Source organism: Psychroserpens luteus, from assembly GCF_015319355.1.
In the GTDB taxonomy this organism is placed as follows: domain Bacteria; phylum Bacteroidota; class Bacteroidia; order Flavobacteriales; family Flavobacteriaceae; genus Psychroserpens; species Psychroserpens luteus.
Genome location: NZ_JADILU010000001.1, coordinates 203,265 through 224,247 on the forward strand (window position 1 = coordinate 203,265; position 20,983 = coordinate 224,247).

General features: G+C 33.2%; 21 protein-coding genes and 1 pseudogene. 9 read left to right on the top strand and 13 right to left on the bottom strand.

Annotation, left to right across the window (positions count from 1 at the left end; translation table 11 throughout):
* Window positions 1–8: 8 nt before the first annotated feature.
* The 9 genes and pseudogenes from IM744_RS00915 to hemA form a co-directional block, all read right to left on the bottom strand.
* Window positions 9–395, bottom strand: coding sequence for a YchJ family protein (locus tag IM744_RS00915; RefSeq protein WP_194506200.1), 387 nt, complete (start codon window positions 393–395; stop codon window positions 9–11).
* Between the two features lies 1 nt (window position 396).
* Window positions 397–1,299 (bottom strand): oxygen-dependent coproporphyrinogen oxidase, encoded by a 903-nt coding sequence (gene hemF, locus IM744_RS20610; protein WP_317175380.1) that lies wholly within the window; start codon window positions 1,297–1,299, stop codon window positions 397–399.
* A 219-nt stretch (window positions 1,300–1,518) separates the two neighbouring features.
* Window positions 1,519–1,869: pseudogene (locus IM744_RS20880) on the bottom strand (transposase); the annotation flags it as partial.
* 51 nt (window positions 1,870–1,920) lie between these two features.
* On the bottom strand, window positions 1,921–2,457 hold the full coding sequence (locus tag IM744_RS00925; protein WP_194506202.1) for a GNAT family N-acetyltransferase: 537 nt from the start codon (window positions 2,455–2,457) through the stop codon (window positions 1,921–1,923).
* Window positions 2,457–3,224: an EI24 domain-containing protein gene (locus IM744_RS00930; protein WP_194506203.1), complete on the bottom strand. Its 768-nt coding sequence runs from the start codon at window positions 3,222–3,224 to the stop codon at window positions 2,457–2,459. The genes IM744_RS00925 and IM744_RS00930 overlap by 1 nt, the downstream gene beginning before the upstream one ends.
* An 18-nt stretch (window positions 3,225–3,242) precedes the next feature.
* Window positions 3,243–4,268 (bottom strand): uroporphyrinogen decarboxylase, encoded by a 1,026-nt coding sequence (hemE, locus tag IM744_RS00935; RefSeq protein ID WP_194506204.1) that lies wholly within the window; start codon window positions 4,266–4,268, stop codon window positions 3,243–3,245.
* 44 nt (window positions 4,269–4,312) lie between these two features.
* On the bottom strand, window positions 4,313–4,669 hold the full coding sequence (locus IM744_RS00940) for a four helix bundle protein (RefSeq protein WP_194506205.1): 357 nt from the start codon (window positions 4,667–4,669) through the stop codon (window positions 4,313–4,315).
* Between the two features lie 87 nt (window positions 4,670–4,756).
* Window positions 4,757–6,346 (bottom strand): hydroxymethylbilane synthase, encoded by a 1,590-nt coding sequence (gene hemC / locus IM744_RS00945; RefSeq protein ID WP_194506206.1) that lies wholly within the window; start codon window positions 6,344–6,346, stop codon window positions 4,757–4,759.
* The gene (hemA, locus tag IM744_RS00950) at window positions 6,339–7,601 is read right to left on the bottom strand and encodes a glutamyl-tRNA reductase (RefSeq protein ID WP_194506207.1); all 1,263 of its coding nucleotides are present in this window, start codon (window positions 7,599–7,601) and stop codon (window positions 6,339–6,341) included. The genes hemC and hemA overlap by 8 nt, the downstream gene beginning before the upstream one ends.
* A 196-nt stretch (window positions 7,602–7,797) precedes the next feature.
* Here hemA and IM744_RS00955 point away from each other — a divergent pair, with 196 nt between their 5' ends.
* Entirely contained in the window at window positions 7,798–8,691 is an 894-nt protein-coding gene (locus IM744_RS00955; RefSeq protein WP_194506208.1) for a helix-turn-helix transcriptional regulator, read from the top strand.
* Between the two features lie 48 nt (window positions 8,692–8,739).
* On the opposite strand, the gene IM744_RS00960 is transcribed toward IM744_RS00955, so the two are convergent.
* Window positions 8,740–9,345: a DUF6705 family protein gene (locus IM744_RS00960; RefSeq protein ID WP_194506209.1), complete on the bottom strand. Its 606-nt coding sequence runs from the start codon at window positions 9,343–9,345 to the stop codon at window positions 8,740–8,742.
* 156 nt (window positions 9,346–9,501) lie between these two features.
* Between IM744_RS00960 and IM744_RS00965 the strand changes: the two genes are divergently transcribed.
* From IM744_RS00965 to IM744_RS00980, 4 genes are read left to right on the top strand one after another with little or no spacing between them, the layout of a single operon-like run.
* The gene (locus tag IM744_RS00965; RefSeq protein WP_194506210.1) at window positions 9,502–10,098 is read left to right on the top strand and encodes a hypothetical protein; all 597 of its coding nucleotides are present in this window, start codon (window positions 9,502–9,504) and stop codon (window positions 10,096–10,098) included.
* Window positions 10,099–10,124: 26 nt separating this feature from the next.
* Window positions 10,125–10,700, top strand: a complete 576-nt coding sequence (locus tag IM744_RS00970; RefSeq protein ID WP_194506211.1) for a hypothetical protein — start codon at window positions 10,125–10,127, stop codon at window positions 10,698–10,700.
* Between the two features lie 28 nt (window positions 10,701–10,728).
* Entirely contained in the window at window positions 10,729–11,775 is a 1,047-nt protein-coding gene (hemH, locus tag IM744_RS00975; protein WP_194506212.1) for a ferrochelatase, read from the top strand.
* Window positions 11,775–13,127, top strand: coding sequence for an MATE family efflux transporter (locus IM744_RS00980; RefSeq protein WP_194506213.1), 1,353 nt, complete (start codon window positions 11,775–11,777; stop codon window positions 13,125–13,127). The genes hemH and IM744_RS00980 overlap by 1 nt, the downstream gene beginning before the upstream one ends.
* 95 nt (window positions 13,128–13,222) lie before the next feature.
* On the opposite strand, the gene IM744_RS00985 is transcribed toward IM744_RS00980, so the two are convergent.
* From IM744_RS00985 to IM744_RS00990, 3 genes are read right to left on the bottom strand one after another with little or no spacing between them, the layout of a single operon-like run.
* On the bottom strand, window positions 13,223–13,801 hold the full coding sequence (locus IM744_RS00985; protein ID WP_194506214.1) for a DUF6705 family protein: 579 nt from the start codon (window positions 13,799–13,801) through the stop codon (window positions 13,223–13,225).
* A 10-nt stretch (window positions 13,802–13,811) separates the two neighbouring features.
* Window positions 13,812–13,934 (bottom strand): hypothetical protein, encoded by a 123-nt coding sequence (locus IM744_RS20770; protein ID WP_262892941.1) that lies wholly within the window; start codon window positions 13,932–13,934, stop codon window positions 13,812–13,814.
* A 19-nt stretch (window positions 13,935–13,953) separates the two neighbouring features.
* Window positions 13,954–14,748 (bottom strand): hypothetical protein, encoded by a 795-nt coding sequence (locus tag IM744_RS00990; protein ID WP_194506215.1) that lies wholly within the window; start codon window positions 14,746–14,748, stop codon window positions 13,954–13,956.
* 627 nt (window positions 14,749–15,375) lie between these two features.
* Here IM744_RS00990 and IM744_RS00995 point away from each other — a divergent pair.
* The 4 genes from IM744_RS00995 to IM744_RS01010 all read left to right on the top strand — a co-directional run bounded on the left by IM744_RS00995 (window position 15,376) and on the right by IM744_RS01010 (window position 20,974).
* Window positions 15,376–18,480 carry a VPS10 domain-containing protein gene (locus IM744_RS00995; protein WP_194506216.1) on the top strand — a complete coding sequence of 1,035 codons (3,105 nt, stop codon included), beginning with the start codon at window positions 15,376–15,378 and terminating at the stop codon, window positions 18,478–18,480.
* Window positions 18,481–18,524: 44 nt separating this feature from the next.
* Entirely contained in the window at window positions 18,525–18,839 is a 315-nt protein-coding gene (locus tag IM744_RS01000) for a GIY-YIG nuclease family protein (RefSeq protein WP_194506217.1), read from the top strand.
* 86 nt (window positions 18,840–18,925) lie between these two features.
* Entirely contained in the window at window positions 18,926–19,474 is a 549-nt protein-coding gene (locus IM744_RS01005) for a CopD family protein (RefSeq protein ID WP_194506218.1), read from the top strand.
* A gap of 45 nt (window positions 19,475–19,519) precedes the next feature.
* A complete protein-coding gene (locus IM744_RS01010) occupies window positions 19,520–20,974 on the top strand; it encodes a sensor histidine kinase (protein ID WP_194506219.1) in 1,455 nt (484 codons plus the stop codon).
* Window positions 20,975–20,983 lie beyond the last annotated feature (9 nt).

Consider the following 20,983-nt stretch of genomic DNA (forward strand, 5'->3'; position numbering starts at 1 on the left):
TTGATACTTTACTTACTCAAGCCTAAGTAAAACCATTGGTTGTTTTCTTTTACAAAAGCAGATTTTTCATGGATGATATCTACTTTTTCATTGTCAAAAAAATAGGCATTAAAGGTTACTGTGCCTTCAATATCATTTTCAGTGCCTTTAGAAGTTTCTGTAACTTCTAGTTTAATCCATTGTACGGACTTTGCCCATTTTACAATAGCCTTTTTTTCTTTTATTGGTCGTGTAGAACTGTGATGTGTTGCCATTAAATAATCACCATTAGCCAAGACAAATGCACTATATCTTGACCGCATAAGTTGTTCGGCTGTTTCGGTTTTACCTTCATTTAAATGAGATATTTCACAACAAGATTTATAAGCTTTATCGTTTCCGCAGTAACAGTTCATATTAAACCCATTCTATAGGATTTTGTAAAACCTCAATCAATTTCTCCTCTTCGCTACCAACTTCAGGATGATGATCATAAACCCATTGTACGTGAGGTGGTAAACTCATTAAAATGCTTTCTATTCGTCCGTTTGTTTTTAAACCGAAAAGAGTTCCTTTATCATGAACCAAATTGAATTCTACATAGCGACCACGTCTAATTTCTTGCCAATCGCGTTGTACTTTTGTGTAATCTAAATCTTTTCTTTTTTCTACAATTGGGATATAAGCTTCTAAAAAACTATCACCAACTTCAGTAACGAAATCATACCAGTTTTGCATGCTCATTTCTTCGGAAGCTTTGCAGTAATCAAAAAATAAACCACCAATACCACGACCTTCATTTCTATGAGTGTTATAGAAATATTCATCGCAACGTGCTTTATATTTTGGATAGAATTCTGGATTATGTTTGTCACAAGCTGTTTTGCAGGTTTGATGAAAATGCTTAGCATCGTCTTCAAACAAATAGTAAGGCGTTAAATCTTGTCCGCCTCCAAACCATTGATCAACAATATTCCCTTCTTTATCATACATTTCAAAGTAACGCCAATTTGCATGTACTGTTGGAACCATTGGGTTCGTAGGGTGTAAGACTAAACTTAATCCGCAGGCAAAAAAATCAGCATCTTCAACGCCAAAGTATTTTTGCATGGAGTCTGGTAATTTGCCATGAACTCCTGAGATATTAACACCGCCTTTTTCAAAAACAGCTCCATTTTCTATGACGCGAGTTCTTCCGCCTCCACCTTCAGGACGATCCCATTTATCTTCTTGGAATTTTGCTTTTCCATCAATTTTTTCTAATCCAGCAACAATACTGTCTTGTAATTCGTGTATGTATTTGAAGAATTTATCTTTGATATCAGTATCGATTTTGTTTATTTCTCCTGCAAGGTTTTCAATACCTTGTAGGTATGAATCTGGATTTTCATGCATATGCTTAAAGTTTTTAATATTATCAAAATGTTTCATCACTTCGGATTTTGATAATTTAAATGTTTTGGGATTAGTATCGTTTAGATAATGGAGATAGGATGAAAACTTGTATGTCTCAATAACACTAGCTGGATTATTATGAATATACAAGATTAAGTTTTTGAGATAATCTTCCGTATCCAAACGTTTTCTCTTAAAATGCTTTTCAAATAGACTTCCAGTTCTATTCTGTTGTTTGTTATATGCTTTTGCATAAGAATTGAATAACTTAGAAAAACTATTTACAACATTTTCTTCATTTGTCACTTTTATAATAAAATGAAAATGATTATTCATTAAACAAAAAGCAATAACATCAATGCTATCATTGAGATATTTGCCTACTAAGCTCAGAAAATAAGACATATTATCTTCATTTTTAAAAATGAGGTCGCTGTTAATCCCTCGATTATAAATGTGATAATAATAATCGTTTTCTAAGTTGTCTAACTTCATGTTTTGTCTATTTGAGAAACCTACAAGGTTTTTGAAACCTTGCAGGATGTTTTAGCTTTTATATAATTCATACAACTCCATATTTAAAGGTGCTTCACCAGTAGGAGTAAATTCATTTTCTAAAGTTTTTTGCCATTCAAAACCATTATTTAGAGCTACTTTGACACTAGAGATATTGTCTTTATGTGCAATGATTTGCAAGGTTTCAATTCCTAATGTTTCAAAAGCATGTTTGGATAAGGCTTTAACAGATTTTGAAGTTAATCCTTGGCCTTCAAAAGTGTATCCTATACAATACGCAAACTCACCTTGCTTTATATTTAAGTCGACTTCTTTGATATAAATAAGTCCTGCAAGTTCTCTAGTTTCAGAATGCTTTAAAGTGAATAGAAATTCTTTTTTAGTATTGAAAGCTTTCACCTTTTTCTCAACAAAAAGTTTCGATAATGTAGGGTTTAAATTTTCAGCTAAAGTACCAGGGAAATAGCGTTTAAAACGGTCGGTATTAGCAACCATTAAATCACAAATTTTCCAAGCATCTCCTTCAAGGATGGCATTAATTTCGAAACCATCAAATTGAGCGATCATTAGACTGTAGGTTTTGTGTTATTTAAAAGATTGTCTTTTTTTAATAGCTCTACCGTTTTTATAGTTGCAGCAGTAACACTCATAGGTAGAACTAAAATGACACCTATAAATGGAATAATAAGAAACAAAATAAATACAAGACCGTTGCCAATGGCAATACCTCGGTTTTTTCTAATAAATTTAACGCTGTCTCGATAATTAAAATGACGCTCTAGAGTATAATCCATGTTTCCAAAACCAGCATAGTATGCTTGCAATAAAATCAATAAAATTGTTGAAAATATATTGACAACAGGGATGAATTTGAGAAGCAAAAGAGGGATGGTAATTAATAATTCCTTTCCTAAATTTCTAACGTTTATTCTAATCCCTCTCCAGAGTTGTTCTTTAAACGATGTTTTTCTATGATCGTGCTTTTCTACACCTGTTAAATGTGCTTCAATTTTTTCTGAAACCGGACTCATAAATGGCGCAGATAAGGCCATTATGATATGCTTGTAAAGAATCAAACCTATAGCAACGACGACAATTACTCCAATAAAAGTTGAAATCCATGTAAAGGTGTCTTTCCCAAAATCCCAAGGCCAAACTTTAGCGAGGTAGTTTCCTATGTTGTCTGATAATCCATAAGCTGATAATGCAATTAATGAAGCAGTAATAACACTAATAATGATAGGAACTAAAAAGTATTTCCAAAGCTTCAACTTTGATATTAATGCTAAAGCACCTGTATATGCTTGAATACCTTTTAATATATTCTTTATCATCTTTAAAACTTAAATCAGTTATGCCTTATATTCCTTAACAGCATCAATAAATGCTTTCGCGTTATCTAAAGGAATGTTAGGTAAAATTCCGTGACCTAAATTTACAATATATTTATCTTTTCCGAAGTCATTAATCATTTGCGTTACCATTTTCTTAATCTCACTTGGAGGAGAAAATAAACGTGTTGGATCAAAATTACCTTGTAAAGTAATATTCCCTCCAGTTAAATAACGTGCGTTTTTTGCAGAACACGTCCAATCAATACCTAAAGCAGAAGCACCAGATTTTGCCATTGTATCTAAAGCAAACCAGCAGCCTTTCCCAAAAGCAATCACAGGGGCATCATCCTTTAGTGCATCAATAATTTGTTGAATATATTGCCAAGAAAACTCTTGATAATCAACAGGAGATAACATTCCTCCCCAAGAATCAAATACTTGAACAGCATCACAACCAGCTTTCACTTTTTCTTTTAAATAAGCAATCGTAGTATCTGTAATTTTTTGCAATAATTGATGTGCAGCCATAGGATTTGTAAAACAAAATTCTTTGGCTTTATCAAAGTTTTTAGAACCTTGACCTTGCACACAATAACATAAAATCGTCCATGGAGAACCTGCAAAACCTATTAATGGAATCTCATCGTTAAGTTTTTCTTTGGTAGCTTTTATGGCTTGGTAAACGTAATTAAGCGCTTCTTTTACATCTGGAACAATGACATTATCCACATCTTTTTGAGTACGAATAGGATTTGGTAAATAAGGACCAAAATTTGGCTTCATTTGTACTTCAATATTCATTGCCTGCGGAATCACCAAAATATCACTAAACAAAATCGCAGCATCCATACCATAACGACGTATGGGTTGCACAGTGATTTCACTAGCCAGTTCTGGAGTTTGACAACGTGTAAAGAAATCATATTTAGCTTTGATTTCCATGAATTCTGGAAGGTAACGACCTGCTTGACGCATCATCCAAACTGGTGGACGTTCAACCGTTTCTCCTTTTAATGCTCTTAGAAATAAATCGTTTTTTATCATAATTGGCTATTAGCTGTTTGCCTTTGGCCTTTAGCAAAAGACAGTTAGCTATTTTTAATTTTATTTATTAAACTATTTATCATTTTAGCCTCTTTATTTAGAAGCTCAAAAATAGTTTTTAACTCAGTTTCTGGAATAAATCCTAATTCTTGCGCTATTATTAATTGTGTTTCTACTTCAAAAAGAGAACCAATAGCAATTTCAAGAAAGCGCTTAAATTCAATATCACTATTTCTACTGCAACCTTCTGCAATATTAGATGGAATAGAAATTGAAGATCTTGTAACTTGACTTCTTAATCCGAATTTTTCTTCGGAAGGTAATACATCAGCTAACGGATATAATTGCTTTACAATCTCAATTCCGTTCTTCCAAATTTCAAGATTTCTAAAATTCCTCATACTACTAGTTATTATTGGTTACTTATTTTAATTTTCAGCCAATAAATTTAAGTAAGATAAGTTTCGCTAATAGCCAAAGGCAAAAAGCTAAAGGCTGTTTTTATAATATTCATTAACCAAAGCCACAACACTCTCAACCGTTGGCATTTTAGCAATTCTTACATCTTTAAAATGCTTCTTAGCTTCTTTTGCTGTAGTGTCACCAATACAAAATGCTATCATATTGTCTTCAACATCATTCTCTTGTTTGAAACTTTGCACAGTTGATGGGCTATAAAACATGACGCCTTCAACAGTGTCATCTATTGTTTGCGAATCGTATTTCGTTTCGTATGCAATGACTTCATTGACATCAATATGATTCTCAGCTAATATTGTTGGTAAATCATCTAATCTTAAATCACTACAAAAATAAGTAACATTGGTACCATCAATATAATCAACAAGATATTCTGCTAGCGCTTTCGCGCTATTTTCGGTATGTTTTACTTTACCAATTTTACGTTCTACAAATCGTTTTGTTTTTCTACCAACGCAATAGATGTTCTCGAATTTCAATTCTTCCGAAGAAAAATTAGTAAGCAATGCTTGAACCGCATTTTTACTCGTAACAATTACATTTTTTGGCATTGGTCGTAAAACGGTTGGTGTCATACGATTGAAACTTATTTTTATGAAATCTGAACTCTCACTAACAACATCATCACAAAACAGATTTTTTTGATCATCTGTTAAGGTTTTAGTCGAGTAAATATTGATTTTTTTAGTAGACTTTTCAAGAGCGTCCATTAATCTATTTCCACCACGTTCAATAATATAATCTGCACAAAATTGAGCCAAATCATGATGCGACCCTAAAGCGACTGTGCGTTGAACTTCTATTTTTTTGGTTCCGTCGAGACTTAATAACACACCTTGAAAGTGTACCTCTTCTTCTTTTATAAATGCTAAAGCGCCAATTGGAGCAGAGCATCCGCCTTCTAAAAGGTTCAAAAACTTACGTTCTATAGATGTTGAGATTTCTGTCTCTTCATGATTTATTTCTGCACAAATAGCACGTGTTTCTTCGTCATCTTCTAAAGCAGTCATCATAATTGCGCCTTGAGCAGGTGCAGGAACCATCCATTCTAGATTAAAACTCTCTTCTGGTTTAATGTCAAGACGACCTAATCCAGCTGCTGCGAAAATTGCACCATTCCAGTCACTATTTTCTAATTTTTCTAATCGAGAATTTACATTACCACGTAAACCAACCATTGTATGTGTTGGGTAACGGTTTAACCATTGTGCTCTACGACGTAAACTTCCAGTTGCAATTATAGCTTCACGTTGCGAAAGAAATTCTTCATTATCATTAAAAACAAGACAATCTCTTACGTTACCACGTTTAATAACTGCTGCTTGTACAATACCGTTTGGTAATACTGTTGGCACATCTTTGAGTGAGTGTACTGCAATATCAATGTGACCATTAAGCATTGCGACATCTAATGTTTTTGTGAAAACACCTGTAATTCCTAATTCGTAAATTGGTTTGTCAAGTACAATATCTCCTGCAGATTTTACAGGTACTAAGACCGTTTTGTGTCCTAAATGTTCTAGTTGACTTTGTACAATTTTGGCTTGCCATAGCGCTAATTGGCTATCGCGAGTTCCTATTCTTATGAGTTTAGACATTGTCTGTGGTTGCTTCTAATTGAAACACTTTTTTTATGAGTTCTAGGCTATCGTCTGTAGAAACATCATCGCCTTTTAAATGATGTGCAAAATGATTAGTGATTTTTTGGATAATTTTACTGCTTATCAATTCGGCTTGCGCTTCATTGAAATCACTCATTTTTTTGCGTTGTGTATCTAATTCTGCAGTTGCAAAACCAGTTAATTTGTGTTTTAATGCTTTTATGGTTGGTGCAAATTTTCGTGTTGCTAACCATGCGTTGAATTCAGTTTTAATATCTTCAATAATAGATTCTGCAACAGGAATGTGTTCTTTTCTGCGCTCTAAAGTATCATCTGTAATTTGTGCTAAATCATCAAGATGCACTAAAGTGACGTTGCTTAATTCTGAAACGTTTTCATTCACGTTCTTCGGAATGGAAAGGTCTAAAATTAATAAAGGTTTAGACGTTTGAATACAATGTTTGTCTACCGTTGGGTTTTGAGCTCCAGTGGCAACAACTAAAATATCTGATATATTAATCTCTTCTTGAAGGTTAGCATAATCTTTTACCAATAAATTGAATTTACCAGCAACAGCTTCGGCTTTATCTTTTGTTCTATTGATTAAAGTGATGTGAGGATTTTTAGTGTGTTTTACTAAATTTTCACATGTATTTCTTCCAATTTTTCCTGTTCCGAAAAGTAAAATATTTTTTTCTGAAACGTTTTCAATCGACTTCATGATATATTGAACAGAAGCGAATGATACAGAGGTTGCACCAGATGATATTTCAGTCTCAGTCTTAATACGTTTTGAAGCTTGAATCACAGAATTAACTAAACGCTCTAAAAACGGATTGAATAATTGGTGTTTTCTAGATAATCTTGCACTGACTTTCAACTGACTAATAATCTCAAAATCTCCAAGTATTTGGCTATCTAAACCAGAACCTACACGAAATATATGAGAAATAGCATCTTTATTTTTATAGATGTAAGCTACTTTTTGAAACTCTTCGACCGTCCCTTTTGTGTTATCACAGAGTAATTGAATGAGTTGAAAAGGGTGCTCTGCAAAACCGTAGATTTCGGTTCTATTGCAAGTTGAAGTGACAATTAAGCTTTCAATGCCATTTTGTTTTGCTTGTTCTAATACAGCGCGTTTGGAGTTGTCGTCCAAACTAAAATGACCTCGCACCTTAGCATCAGCTTTTTTGTAGCTTAGCCCAATTGCATAAAATGTTGTGCCTCTCGACATATTGTAGTGCTCCATACCTGATTTGGAAATTACCAAAGCAAAAGTAAAAAGCTCAATCGACAAAAAACAACGCTAGAAGAACTTTAAGTATCGTTTGTGGTTTTTTAGGGTTATTTATTACAAAAACATGATAAATATCATATTTTTGTAGTCATATCAACGCTTTAAACCCTGTTAGTTTAGAACGAATCTAAATAAGAATAAAAACATTATGGATTTTTCAGACTCAAAAAATATCGCTAGAGGTTCATTTAACGAAACAAAATTAGATGACGGTTTTTTTGTGCTTACCTATCAAAATGAAACAAACGATTTACAAATAGTTGAACGTGAGATTGATAGTAGTTTTATTCAGTTTCACTACTGTATTAAAGGGTCAAGTGAGTTTATTTTTAATAATGGTAATTATAGATTGAAGATTGAGGAAGAGAATTCATTGTTGTTGTATAATCCGCAACGTGATTTGCCGATTCATTTGGAAGTCCACTCTAAATCTTGGTTGGTATCTGTTTTGGTTTCGATTAAAAAATTTCACGGTTTGTTTTCTCAAGAAGCAGATTATATCACGTTTTTGAGCGAAGATAATAAAGACAAGAAATACTATAAAGATGGTAAGATTTCTCCATCTATGGCAATTGCGCTCAACCAAATTATCAATTACAACCTTAATTCATCTATTAAAACACTCTATTTTAAAGGTAAAGCTTTAGAATTGTTGAGTTTGTATTTTAATAGGAGTGAGGATGCAGATATTGAGCAATGTCCGTTTTTAGTAGATGAAACCAACGTCATTAAAATTAGAAAAGCCAAAGATATTATGATTGCTCGCATGGCAGAGCCACCAACATTACAGGAATTGAGCGAAGAAATAGGCTTAAGTCTTAAAAAGCTAAAAGAAGGCTTTAAGCAAATTTATGGAGATTCTGTGTTTAGTTTCTTATTTGATTATAAAATGGAAGTTGCTCGTAAACTTCTAGAAGCTGGAAACCATAATGTCAACGAAGTTGGTCTTAAAGTGGGTTACAGTACGTCGAGTCATTTCATTTCAGCATTTAAAAAGAAATATGGCACGACACCTAAGAAATATTTGATGGCTTTGGGTTAGAAAATAAAAAGGCTTCAATTTTTATGTTGAAGCCTTTATTAATTTAATTTATTGCTTTATAAATGTATAATCACCAAATGGGATTCTGTTTGCTAATGGAGAATCCGTACTTGGTGGTACAAAACTATTATAAGAGTAGAATACAACTTTCATCTTTTCGATCCCATTCTCTATTTTATGTCTTAACACCATAGAAGAATGTATATACTCATAAAGTGGATCTGTAAAATATACAAAAACTTGTCTTTGGTTAATTGTGCAATCTTCACATTTAGGATATTGACCTTTGTGTAATATCGTATTACCAGCTATATAATGATCTAAGCCTGCTAACGAATTATCATTTAGCCTAGTTAAATAGTCTTGTATAATGTTATTGCCAACAGTGAATTTATATTCTCCAATTAGATAGTCTTCATATTGATTATAGTCACTGTCATAAACGTCTACTTTTTTTTGTAGAACTATGGTAATAATTGAATCATTACTTTGCCATTTCCAAGTACCTTCAAAATTATCGAGATCATTATCTAAATCCTTGAAATGCGTGCCTTCTGGTAAATCTGGATTCATTTGATATAAGGGAGCATTTTGTGCTTTGCATGAGCTGAATATTATTGTGAGTAGCAGTATTAGTTTATATGTGTTTTTCATGTTTAGTTTTAACACGTTAAAATTAAAAAAAAAGACTACAACATAAAATAGAGATAATGCGTAAAATGGATATTCTGTCAAGTGAGACCCAATTTTGACTTAGGGAAAGTATTCTTTAAAAAATACTATCGTATTTTTGTAAAAACAAATTTTACTATGAAAAGCCTCATAATATTAATATTTACTTTATTAATTTCAATTTCAAGCTTTGCGCAATCTCATAGAGAAGAGGTGTCTAAAAATGCTCAGACTTACTATGATTACATGACAGCTCAAAATTTTGATGGCGTTTTAGATTATATGTACCCTAAAGTTTTTGAAATGGCATCAAGAGATCAAATGAAAGCTGGTATGGAGCAAATGTTTAGCTCTCCAGATATGAAAATTGAATTCTTATCTAATGATGTGACTAAAGTTACAGATAAAAAAGAGGTAGAAGGAGTTACTTATGCTGCGGTTTTTTATAACAGTAAAATGAAAATGACGTTCTTATCTGAAAAAGATAAATCTGCCGAAGATCAAAAAGCTTTCTTAGAGTTTATGAAAGTGACCATGGATACTCAATTTGGAGAAGGTAACGTGGCTTCAGATCCTAAAACTATGTCTTTAGTGATTAATATGGATGCTACAATGTTTGCAATCAAAGACCCACAATATGATGGTTGGAAATTTATTGGAAATGATGATGCCATGAAGCAATTAGTAGATTCTATTATTCCAAAGAGTGTGAGAACTGAGTTGTTAAAAGAGTAGTATCTCTAATTTTAATGTAAAAATTCATGAAAAAGTATATCATACTATATCTTATTTTAGGACTGTCTATAACTGTTAGTTCTCAAAATGATGCAACTAAAGAAAGTGTAGAAAAATCTGTCTTTGGCGTTCAAACTGGATTTTTAGGTGTTTGGGTTCATAATGAATCTAGGTTATCAAATTCTATTGCATTAAGAAGTGAAATTGGTCTTGATACTGGTATTACGGGAGGTGACGTTTATGGAAATACATCAGCATTTTTTGTTTCAGTAATTACATTAGAACCTCGTTGGTATTACAATCTAGAAAAGCGCAAAGCAAAATCTAGACGTACTGATGGAAACAGTGGTAATTTTATCTCTATTAAAACAAGTTATCATCCAGATTGGTTTACTATAAATAAACCCAATAACGTTATATTTTTAAGTGATATCTCAATTATCCCAACTTGGGGAATTAGACGTAATATTGGTAAACATTTTAATTATGAAACTGGTATTGGTGTTGGGTATGTTCATGTATTTGAAAAAGATAATGTCATACTTTTAGATGATCCAGATGTAGCAGTGAATTTACACCTTAGAATTGGATATAGGTTTTAAATTTTTAACTGCGGAAAAAGATAAATAAATGAAAAAAGGAGTTTTACTTGTAAACTTAGGCTCACCAGATAGCCCAAACCCTAAAGACGTTAAAAAGTATTTAGGAGAATTTTTAATGGATGAACGTGTGATTGATGTTCCGCTTTGGGCAAGAACATTACTCGTAAAAGGAATTATTTTAAACACAAGACCAAAAGCATCGGCTGCTGCTTATAAAAAAATATGGTGGGACGAAGGGTCGCCTTTAATTGTGCTTTCTGAACGTTTACAAAACGGAATTCAAAAAGAAATTAATGTACCAGTGGCTTTAGCAATGCGCTACGGAAGTATGACCATTAAAAAAGGACTTCAAGAATTGGTAGATAAAGGCGTTGATGAGGTGTTTCTTATTCCGTTGTATCCACAGTTTGCTATGGCAACGACCGAGACTATTCTTGTTTTAGCAGAAGAGATTAGAAAAGCCAATTTTCCGCAGATAAAAATAACCGATTTAAAACCTTTTTATAACAATCCACAGTATATCGAAGTGCTTTCAAATTCGGTTGCAAGGCATCTCAAAGGTAAAGATTATGAGCATTTATTATTCTCATATCATGGTGTTCCAGAACGTCACATTAGAAAAAGTGATATTACAAAATCGCATTGTAAACCTAGTGATAAGGAGAATTGTGTGTGTTGTAAAACACCATCACCAGCTCACGAATTTTGTTATAAACATCAATGTAAAGAAGTTACAAGATTAGTAGGTGAAAAGCTCAAATTAGAGCCAGGTACTTTTTCAACATCTTTCCAGTCTAGATTAGGGTTTGATCCATGGTTGCAACCTTATACAGATCGTACAATTGAGCGTTTGGGTAAAGAAGGCATCAAAAAAATGGCCATCGTTACACCTGCTTTTGTGAGTGATTGCTTAGAAACTCTTGAAGAAATTGCTATGGAAGGTGAGGAAATTTTTCATGAAATGGGTGGAAAAGACTTTACAACAGTACCTTGTTTAAATGACGACAAAGAATTTGTAGATTTATTATCCAACTGGATTAATGATTGGGCAACTTCTGAAAACGTTACCGCATAATGGCAAAAACATCATCTAAAGATTTAGGAACGCAACCCATTGGGAAACTGCTCATAAAGCAAGCTGTTCCTGCATCTATAGGGATTTTAGTGATGTCACTCAATATTCTGGTCGATACTATTTTCGTCGGAAATTGGATTGGTTCAACCGCAATAGCAGCCATAAACGTTGTACTTCCCGTTTCATTTTTTATTGCTGCTTTAGGAATGGCTATTGGTATTGGAGGCTCATCTATGATTTCTCGTGCCTTAGGTGCAGATAATCCTACAAAGGCTTTTAAAACTTTTGGCAATCAAATTACCTTAACCTTTTTGTTTACTGTATCATTTGCCATTTTTGGGCTCTATTTCGTGGATACACTCATTCCAGCTTTTGGAGGTAAAGGCAATATTTTTGATCCTGCTAAAGTCTATTATGAAATCATCTTGTATGGTGTTCCTATTCTAGGATTCGTAATGATGGGAAATACTGTGATTAGAGCAGAAGGGAATCCTAAATTCGCAATGTATGCCATGTTGATTCCGTCTATTGGTAACTTAGTATTTGATTATATTTTTATCAATATCATGGATTTTGGAATGGCAGGAGCAGCTTGGGCATCTACAGGTTCTTATGTCGTTTCATTTTTATTTATTTTGTGGTATTTCTTATCTAAAAATTCCGAATTAAAAATCAATCTCTCCCATTTTAAATTAAAGAAAACAATTGTTTCAGAAATTGGTTCACTTGGCTTTGTAACCTTAGCAAGGCAAGCAGTTGTGAGCGTTACATTTTTGCTCGTCAACAATGCGCTCTTTGATATTGGTGGAGAAACTTCAGTAACCGCTTATGCGATTGTTGGGAGATTGAGCATGTTTGCGTTGTTTCCTATTTTTGGGATTACTCAAGGCTTTATTCCCATTGCAGGCTATAATTTTGGAGCGCATCATTATGATCGCGTAAAAGAAGTTATTTATACAGCAATTAAATATGCAACTATTCTAGCAGCTATTGTGTTTATCTGTTTAATGGTGTTTCCAGAAGTTGTGACCAAATGGTTTACTACAGATGCAGATGTGATTCGTGTCACGCCAACCAATATGCGTTGGACCTTTGCTGCGGTTCCTATTCTGGCATTGCAACTTATTGGAGCAGCATATTTTCAAGCAGTCGGGAAAGCATTGCCAGCTTTGATATTAACATTGACAAGGCAAGCTATTTTCTTTATTCCGTTAATGTATATTATGCCTCTTTATTTTGGAGAACTGGGCATTTGGATGTCATTTCCAATATCAGATGTATTATCTACTATTGTGACTTGGTTCTTCTTGCGACGTGAGATTCGGTTAAAATTAGATAAGGCGACTACATAATATTATTTTATGTAAATTAATCATATATGCTTTCCTAATTAAAAAAGCAGTCATAAACAACTTATATATTTACAACTGCTATTTTTTATTATAAATTACAATTTTGTAACTACAAAACTTGTAGGAATTGAGAAATTGAAATTATGTTCAGGAGTGCCTTCTAAATGACCATAGGTTCCTTCTATATTTGCCAAACTAGCTTGCATCTGATTTGTACTTCCGGGTAAAAATTCAAAAGTAATTAAACCAAACCCTTTATCCAGTATAACATCGTAAAATGTCAATGTAACCTTGTTGGGAGAATCTTTAGCACAAGGTGAATACATAACACTGGCATCTGGACTCTCATCTAAAAGAGATGGTGTAATTTCGTTAACGATATTGGTCAAACCACCATCTTGAGAATAGTTATAGTTACCTACTAAAAAATCTTCGTATGTTTGATTTTCGCTGACATAATAATGAGTTACTTTTTCAATTTTAAATGTAATTACTTCGTTACCATTGGTATATTGCCAAGTTCCTAAAAAAGGCGTAAACGTGTTGTTTATATCTTTAAAATAAGTGCCACTTGGAGCTTCATCTGGATTGCTTTCATAATTACATAGTTCAACTACTTGGCTATTAGCCTGTATTGATATTAGAGTTATAAAAATTATTAGTATTGATTTCATATTTTGTTTTTTAATTTTCGTTGCAGTTTGATTCAATAGTATCGCCAGAAGCATATTCTAGTTTTAGATAATTAGTAAAAGTATTATCTTTAGGTTTAAACATAGCTAAGCCAGCATTTTTTTTATGGAGCATTTTTACAATACCATCCTCATTATCTTGTACGTACCATTATTTGTAACATTGTAATATACATGTCTTGTAAATCTTTTACTGAGATTGTTGATAGTAGACCATTATAATGACTACGAATAAAACCTTGAGTACTTGCAAAGTAGTTATAAGTGACTTTTGGTTGACTAGGTGTGCCATTTTTAGGAGCATAAAGATATTTGTCTGTTAAAGGTGCAAGTCCAGTTTTGTTATATAATGTAAATGTATTTTCAACATTCTCATCATCAGCAGCAGTCTTGAGTTCTACCATTTTAGCTCTAAATCCTGTATCTGCTTTTAGTTTATTCATTTTTTCGCAAGGGGTTTTAGGTGTTAAAATAAAAGGAGAGGAAGTAGTTGTAGAGCCTCCAGTATTGGTGTCATCAGTATCTGTATCACCATTACCACCACCTCCAGAAGTCCAAACTGTTCCATCCCATTGGGTAACATCGTTTTCTCCTGTAGTACCAGATGATGTTGAGCCATTACCACTGGTTGAGCCTGTAGTAGTACCACTGCCAGATTCTTCTGCTTCCGCAAATTCAACTTGATTATCATCGGTACAAACCTGATCATACGAATATGCTCCACAAGTAGGGTCTTCCTCGCATTCGCAATAATTCCAACTCGTACATGAATACCAACCTATACAAACTCTACTTGTCATATTATCAAATATAGTATCACTATCAAAATCGATTTCTTGGCGACCTATACCTATATTGTTAAAGTCTGGAAAATGATAGGCTACAATAGCAGTATTATATGTACCGTCATCTTGTAGTGTTAATACCAAGTTTTCTGTTAATTCATTTGGGTTTTCTCTTCTTATTGAAAACGTATAAGAGTGATGCGACCCATCAACTGCTTCAACATATTTAGTAAAATCAGTATCTAATACAAAACCATATTGATCACTTGATACATATCTGCTATTGTATCTGTTTTCTACAGATTTTATTTTAGAGAGTTGTGACGACAGTTTACTGTTTTTACTAAAGGTTTGTTTAGTTTGATATTCATAGGTAAATTCGACGTTAGATTTTGTGCTATTTTCTAAAATTACTTCATCTACTTTTTGACAAGTTTGTAAAGTAATTGAAATCCAACAAGCAAAATACCAAGTTTGAGATAGTTTTTAATGTTTTGTTTCATAAATAATTTGGTTTAAAGGTTAGCTAGCAATCTAGAGTTTTAATTAACACGAATTAATACGTAGTTCTACGTATATTTTCGGGTTTTTTATCCGCTCAGCCCAGTAAAACTGTTTCAAAGATATTTTAAGGCGTCGTATTTTAAAATTAATAATGAGTAAACTGTTCTTTTCATCATGTAAAACCTAATTTTGATTGAGTAAGGTGATAATCTCAATTTCTATTGTATTTTTACGTATAGCTTTTTTATAATAAAAACCAACAACACAATGAGACTTTTCACTACACTTTTGTGCCTTTTTCTCTTCGGAAATTTAAGCACCTTAGAAGCTCAATCTTTTGAAGAATCACAATACGACGCACTAGAATATCGACTTCTTGGGCCTTTTCGTGGCGGAAGAAGTGCAGCAGTCACTGGAGTTCCTAATAAACCTAATTTGTATTATTTTGGAGCAACAGGTGGAGGAATTTGGAAAACACAAGATGGTGGACGCAGTTGGGAAAATATTTCCGATGGGTTTTTTGGCGGAAGTATTGGAGCAATAACAGTTTCAAAAAGCGATCCTAATGTCTTGTATGTTGGAGGAGGAGAGAAAACAGTTCGTGGTAATGTGTCTTCAGGTTATGGGATTTGGAAAAGTGTTGATGCTGGGAAAACGTGGACTTCCGCAGGACTAAAAAATTCACGTCACGTACCAAGAATTGCAGTAGACCCTACAGATCATAATGTGGTGTATGCTGGTGTTCTTGGTAATATCTACAAACCAACACAAGAACGAGGTGTTTATAAAAGTACAGATGGTGGAAAAACGTGGAAAAAAACATTATTCGCTAACGAAAATGCAGGTGTTGTTGATTTATTGATAGACCCAACTAATCCAAGAATTCTCTATGCTTCAACGTGGAGAATTCAACGTACACCTTATAGTTTGAGTTCTGGAGGCGAAGGTTCTGCATTATGGAAAAGTACAGATAAAGGTGAAACTTGGACAGAAATATCTACTAAAAAAGGATTTCCAGAAGGTACACTTGGGATTATGGGAGTAACGGTTTCACCAGTGAATAACCAACGTGTATGGGCAATTATTGAAAACAAAGATAAAGGAGGATTGTATCGCAGTGATGATGGTGGAGAGACTTGGAATCAAGTCAACAGTGAGCGTAAATTGCGACAACGTGCTTGGTATTACACAAGATTATATGCAGATACTAAAGATGCAGATGTCGTTTACGTATTGAATGTACGTTACCATAAAAGTACAGATGGCGGAAAATCATTTGACACCTACAATGCTCCTCATGGAGATCATCACGATTTATGGATTGCACCAGAAGATCCAAACCGAATGATTATTGGAGACGATGGTGGAGCACAAGTGACTTATGATGGTGGTGAGACGTGGAGTACGTATCACAATCAACCAACATCTCAGTTTTATCGTGTGACTACAGATAACAGTTTCCCATATCGTATTTATGCTGCTCAGCAGGATAATTCAACTGTGAGAATTCCGCATAGAACAGATGGACGTTCAATTTCCGAAGATGATTGGGAAAATACAGCAGGAGGAGAATCGGCACATATTGCTGTCGATCCAGAGGATAATGATATTATTTATGGTGGAAGTTATGATGGTTTTTTAACCAGAAAAAACCATAGAACAGGAACCGTTAGAGCAATTAATGTTTGGCCAGACAACCCAATGGGTCATGGAGCAGAAGGTATGAAATATCGTTTTCAGTGGAATTTCCCTATTATATTTTCTAAGCATAATCCAAATCGTCTGTATACATTTTCACAACACGTTCACGTGACCGAAAATGAAGGTCAGAGTTGGGACATTGTTAGTCCGGATTTAACACGAAACGATCCTGAAAAATTAAAATCTTCAGGAGGACCAATTACTCAGGATAATACCTCTGTAGAATATTATTGCACCATTTTTGCAGCTCAAGAATCTCCAATTACCGAAGGTTTATTGTGGGTTGGTAGTGATGACGGATTAATTCATATGACTAAAGATGGTGGTCAAAATTGGGAAAATGTTACTCCTAAAGGCATGCCAGAATGGATGATGATTAATAGTATTGAACCAAGTGCTTTTGATGCAGGAACTTGTTATGTTGCAGGAACTAAATATAAAACAGGTGATTTTGCACCTTATTTATATAAAACTACAGACTACGGAAAATCTTGGAAGAAAATCACAGAAGGAATAAATGAAGAACACTTTACAAGAGTATTAAGAGAAGATCCAAAACAAAAAGGTTTGCTTTATGCAGGAACTGAAACTGGGATGTATATTTCTTTTAATGATGGAAAGAACTGGAAACCGTTTCAGTTAAATCTTCCTATTGTTCCAATAACAGATTTAGCGATTAAAGACAATAATCTAATTGTTGCAACTCAAGGACGAAGCCTTTGGATGATTGATGATTTAACTGTTTTGCATCAATTATATGGCAATCCCGATAGCTATTGGGACCGAGAAAATAAATTGTTCAAACCAAAAGATACTTACAGAATGCGTGGTGGAAGTAGAAGTGGTAGTAAAACGTCTGGTACAAATCATCCTAATGGAGTGATGACGTATTTTAATTTGAAAAATTATGACGTTAAAAATGATGAGGTTTCCTTAACTTATTTTGATCCTAAAGGAGATACAATAAAGACGTTTTCTACTAAAAATAAGAAAAAAGATAAACTTGAGGTCAAAAAAGGAATGAACCAATTTGTTTGGGATATGACGTATGATGGTGCCGAAAAATTGGATGGAATGATTTTATGGTGGGCAAGTTTAGATGGTCCACAAGCAATTCCGGGAACTTATAAAGTGCATCTTAATATTAATGGAAAAGCAATACCACAATCGTTTAATATTGTTGCAGATCCAAGAGCAGAGAGTACTCAAGCTGATATGGAAAAACAATTTATTTTCATAAAAGACATCAATAAAACAATGGATGATGCTCATAAATCCATTAAAAAAATTAGAAATATCAAAAAACAATTGACTGCTTTTGAAACGCAATACAAGGATAATGAATCTGTAAAGGAGCTTTTGGAAAAGTCAAAAGTACTTAAAGAGCAATTTACTGAAATTGAAGAAGCTTTATATCAAACTCAAAACAAAAGTGGTCAAGACCCTTTAAATTTCCCAATTAGATTAACTAATAAATTGGGACATCTAAATTCATTAGTTGGTATGGGAGACTTTGCGCCAACAGATCAGGATATTGCTGTAAAAAATGAGTTAAGTGAGCAGATTAAAACACAATTAGATGCTTTTAATACATTAATTAGTAGTGAAATCACTGCGTTTAATAAAGCATTCAACAATAAACAATTAAACTACTTATTTGTTGAAGATTAACTCTGTCACTTCGAGCGGAGTCGAGAAGTAATAAAAAGACAATTATGAAATTCTATTACGTTTATATGTTAAAATGTTCAGATGATTCTATTTACACAGGAATGACAAATAGTATTGATAGACGTTTGGAAGAGCATAAATTGGGATTGAATATTGATTGTTATACATATAGAAAAAGACCATTAAGATTAATTTATCATCAAGAATTTATGCAGTTTGATCAAGCACAGTTTTATGAAAAAAAAATAAAAAAATGGAGTCGAAGTAAAAAGTTAGCTTTGGCAAATGAAGATTTTGAATTATTGAAGGATTTATCAATTTGCAAGAACGAAACGAATTATAAAAATTTCGAAAAATGAGCATCTCGACTACGCTTGATGTGACAGTTATAATTTATTAAACTGTTATATTTAGCTTCGTCAATGATACTATCAGACAAAACTTAATGGAATACTACAACTACATAAAAGCCTTACATCTCATTTTTATAGTGACATGGTTTGCAGGTTTATTTTACATCCCAAGATTATTTGTGTATCAAATTGAATCATTTCATAAGCCATCTCCAGAAAAGGAGATTTTAGGAAAGCAACTCAAATTAATGGCTAAACGATTATGGAATATCATCACATGGCCATCAGCAATTTTAGCAACTTCTTTTGCAGTTTGGTTACTTGTTTTAAATCCAGGTTTGCTTCTTGCACCTTGGATGCATGTGAAGTTAGGGTTTGTTGTATTGCTCATTTTATACCATCTACAAACACATCAATATTACAAACAATTACAAAACGACGATGTAAGAAAAACGTCTAACTTCATGCGTCTCTGGAATGAAGGAGCCACTTTTATTCTCTTCGCGGTCGTGTTTTTAGTAATTCTGAAAAGTGCCATAAACTGGATCTTTGGTGTTGTAGGTATTTTTGTCTTAGGCATTTTATTGATGCTTGGATTCAAAATTTATAAAAAAATACGAAGCAAAAATCCAGATGCTTAAAAATGGCTTAATTATTGTTACATTTATTGCACTACAAAAGTTGAAATGAAGTTAAACAAACTGTCTTTACGAGTCCGTATTTTCTTTGCTATGATATTATTGGTGCTAATTGCGTCTGTATTAATTGCAGGTGTAACAATTTACCAATACAATGAAGAAGCAAGAGATTACCATAAAGAACGATTAGAGCGCAAAGAAGCTGCTATTATTAGTGACATAAACTATGTCATTAGAGAAACAACTTGGCCTGTAGAAACAGAGAAAGTCCCTTTGATTTTTAAGGATGAAATCTATCGTATTGATGCCATTCATGGTTTGAGAGTTATTTTATATGATTTGGATGGAACGCTTTTAAAATCTTCAAAAGCTAGTATTACTAAAGATTCAGTTGTGAGCTGTATTGATGTTGATATTTTAAATGCAATTTCAAATGGAGCAGAGCATAGGTTTGTCGTTAAAAATCAAAAAAACGGTGAAACTTTTCAATCTTCATATAGATATATTTATGATGTAAGATCTAAGCCATTAGCTATATTAAACTTACCTTATTTAGAGAATGACGACTTCCTCAATAAAGAACTTAATGAGTTTTTAGAACGTTTGGCCTACGCTTATGTTTTTATGATGTTAATTGCTATTCTATTAGCTTTATTATTATCAAAATACATTACAAGAACACTTAAGACGATTTCAGATAAAATCAATGAAACACGCTTAGAAAAAAGGAATAAGAGAATTGATGTATCTTCATCAAGTGAAGAGATTTCTACTTTGGTCAACTCATATAATAGTATGATTGATGAGCTTGAAGAAAGTGCTGTACAATTGGCAACTAGTGAAAGAGAACAAGCATGGAGAGAAATGGCAAAGCAGGTGGCTCATGAGATTAAAAACCCGTTAACACCAATGCGATTAAGTGTTCAGAGTTTTCAACGAAAGTTTGATCCTCAGGATGAAAATATTCATCAAAAAGTTGATGAATATAGCCAGACGTTGATTCAGCAAATTGATACGTTAAGTTCAATAGCATCTGCTTTTTCAAATTTTGCTAAAATGCCAGCACAAAAAAATGAAACCTTAAATGTGGTGAATATTGTTAAGTTAGGGTTGGATATTTTTAGTGAAGATTATATTGTTTTTTCTTCGGAAGAAGATGAAATCCTAGCCAATTTTGATCGCACACAATTGATACGTGTTGTTACTAATTTGGTTAAAAACAGTATTCAGGCTATTCCTGATGAACAAGAAAATCCTAGAATTGAAGTTAGAGTGTTTTCAGACAACGAGATGGTTAAAATTACGGTTGAAGATAATGGTGTGGGAATTTCCGAAGACAATGAAATAAAAATTTTTGAACCTAAATTCACTACAAAATCAAGCGGAATGGGATTAGGGCTTGCTATGGTAAAAAACATTGTTGAAACTTACAAAGGAAATATTACCTTTACATCTCAACTAGGTATTGGAACCACTTTTACGGTTACATTTCCGAAGAAATAATGCTATTCC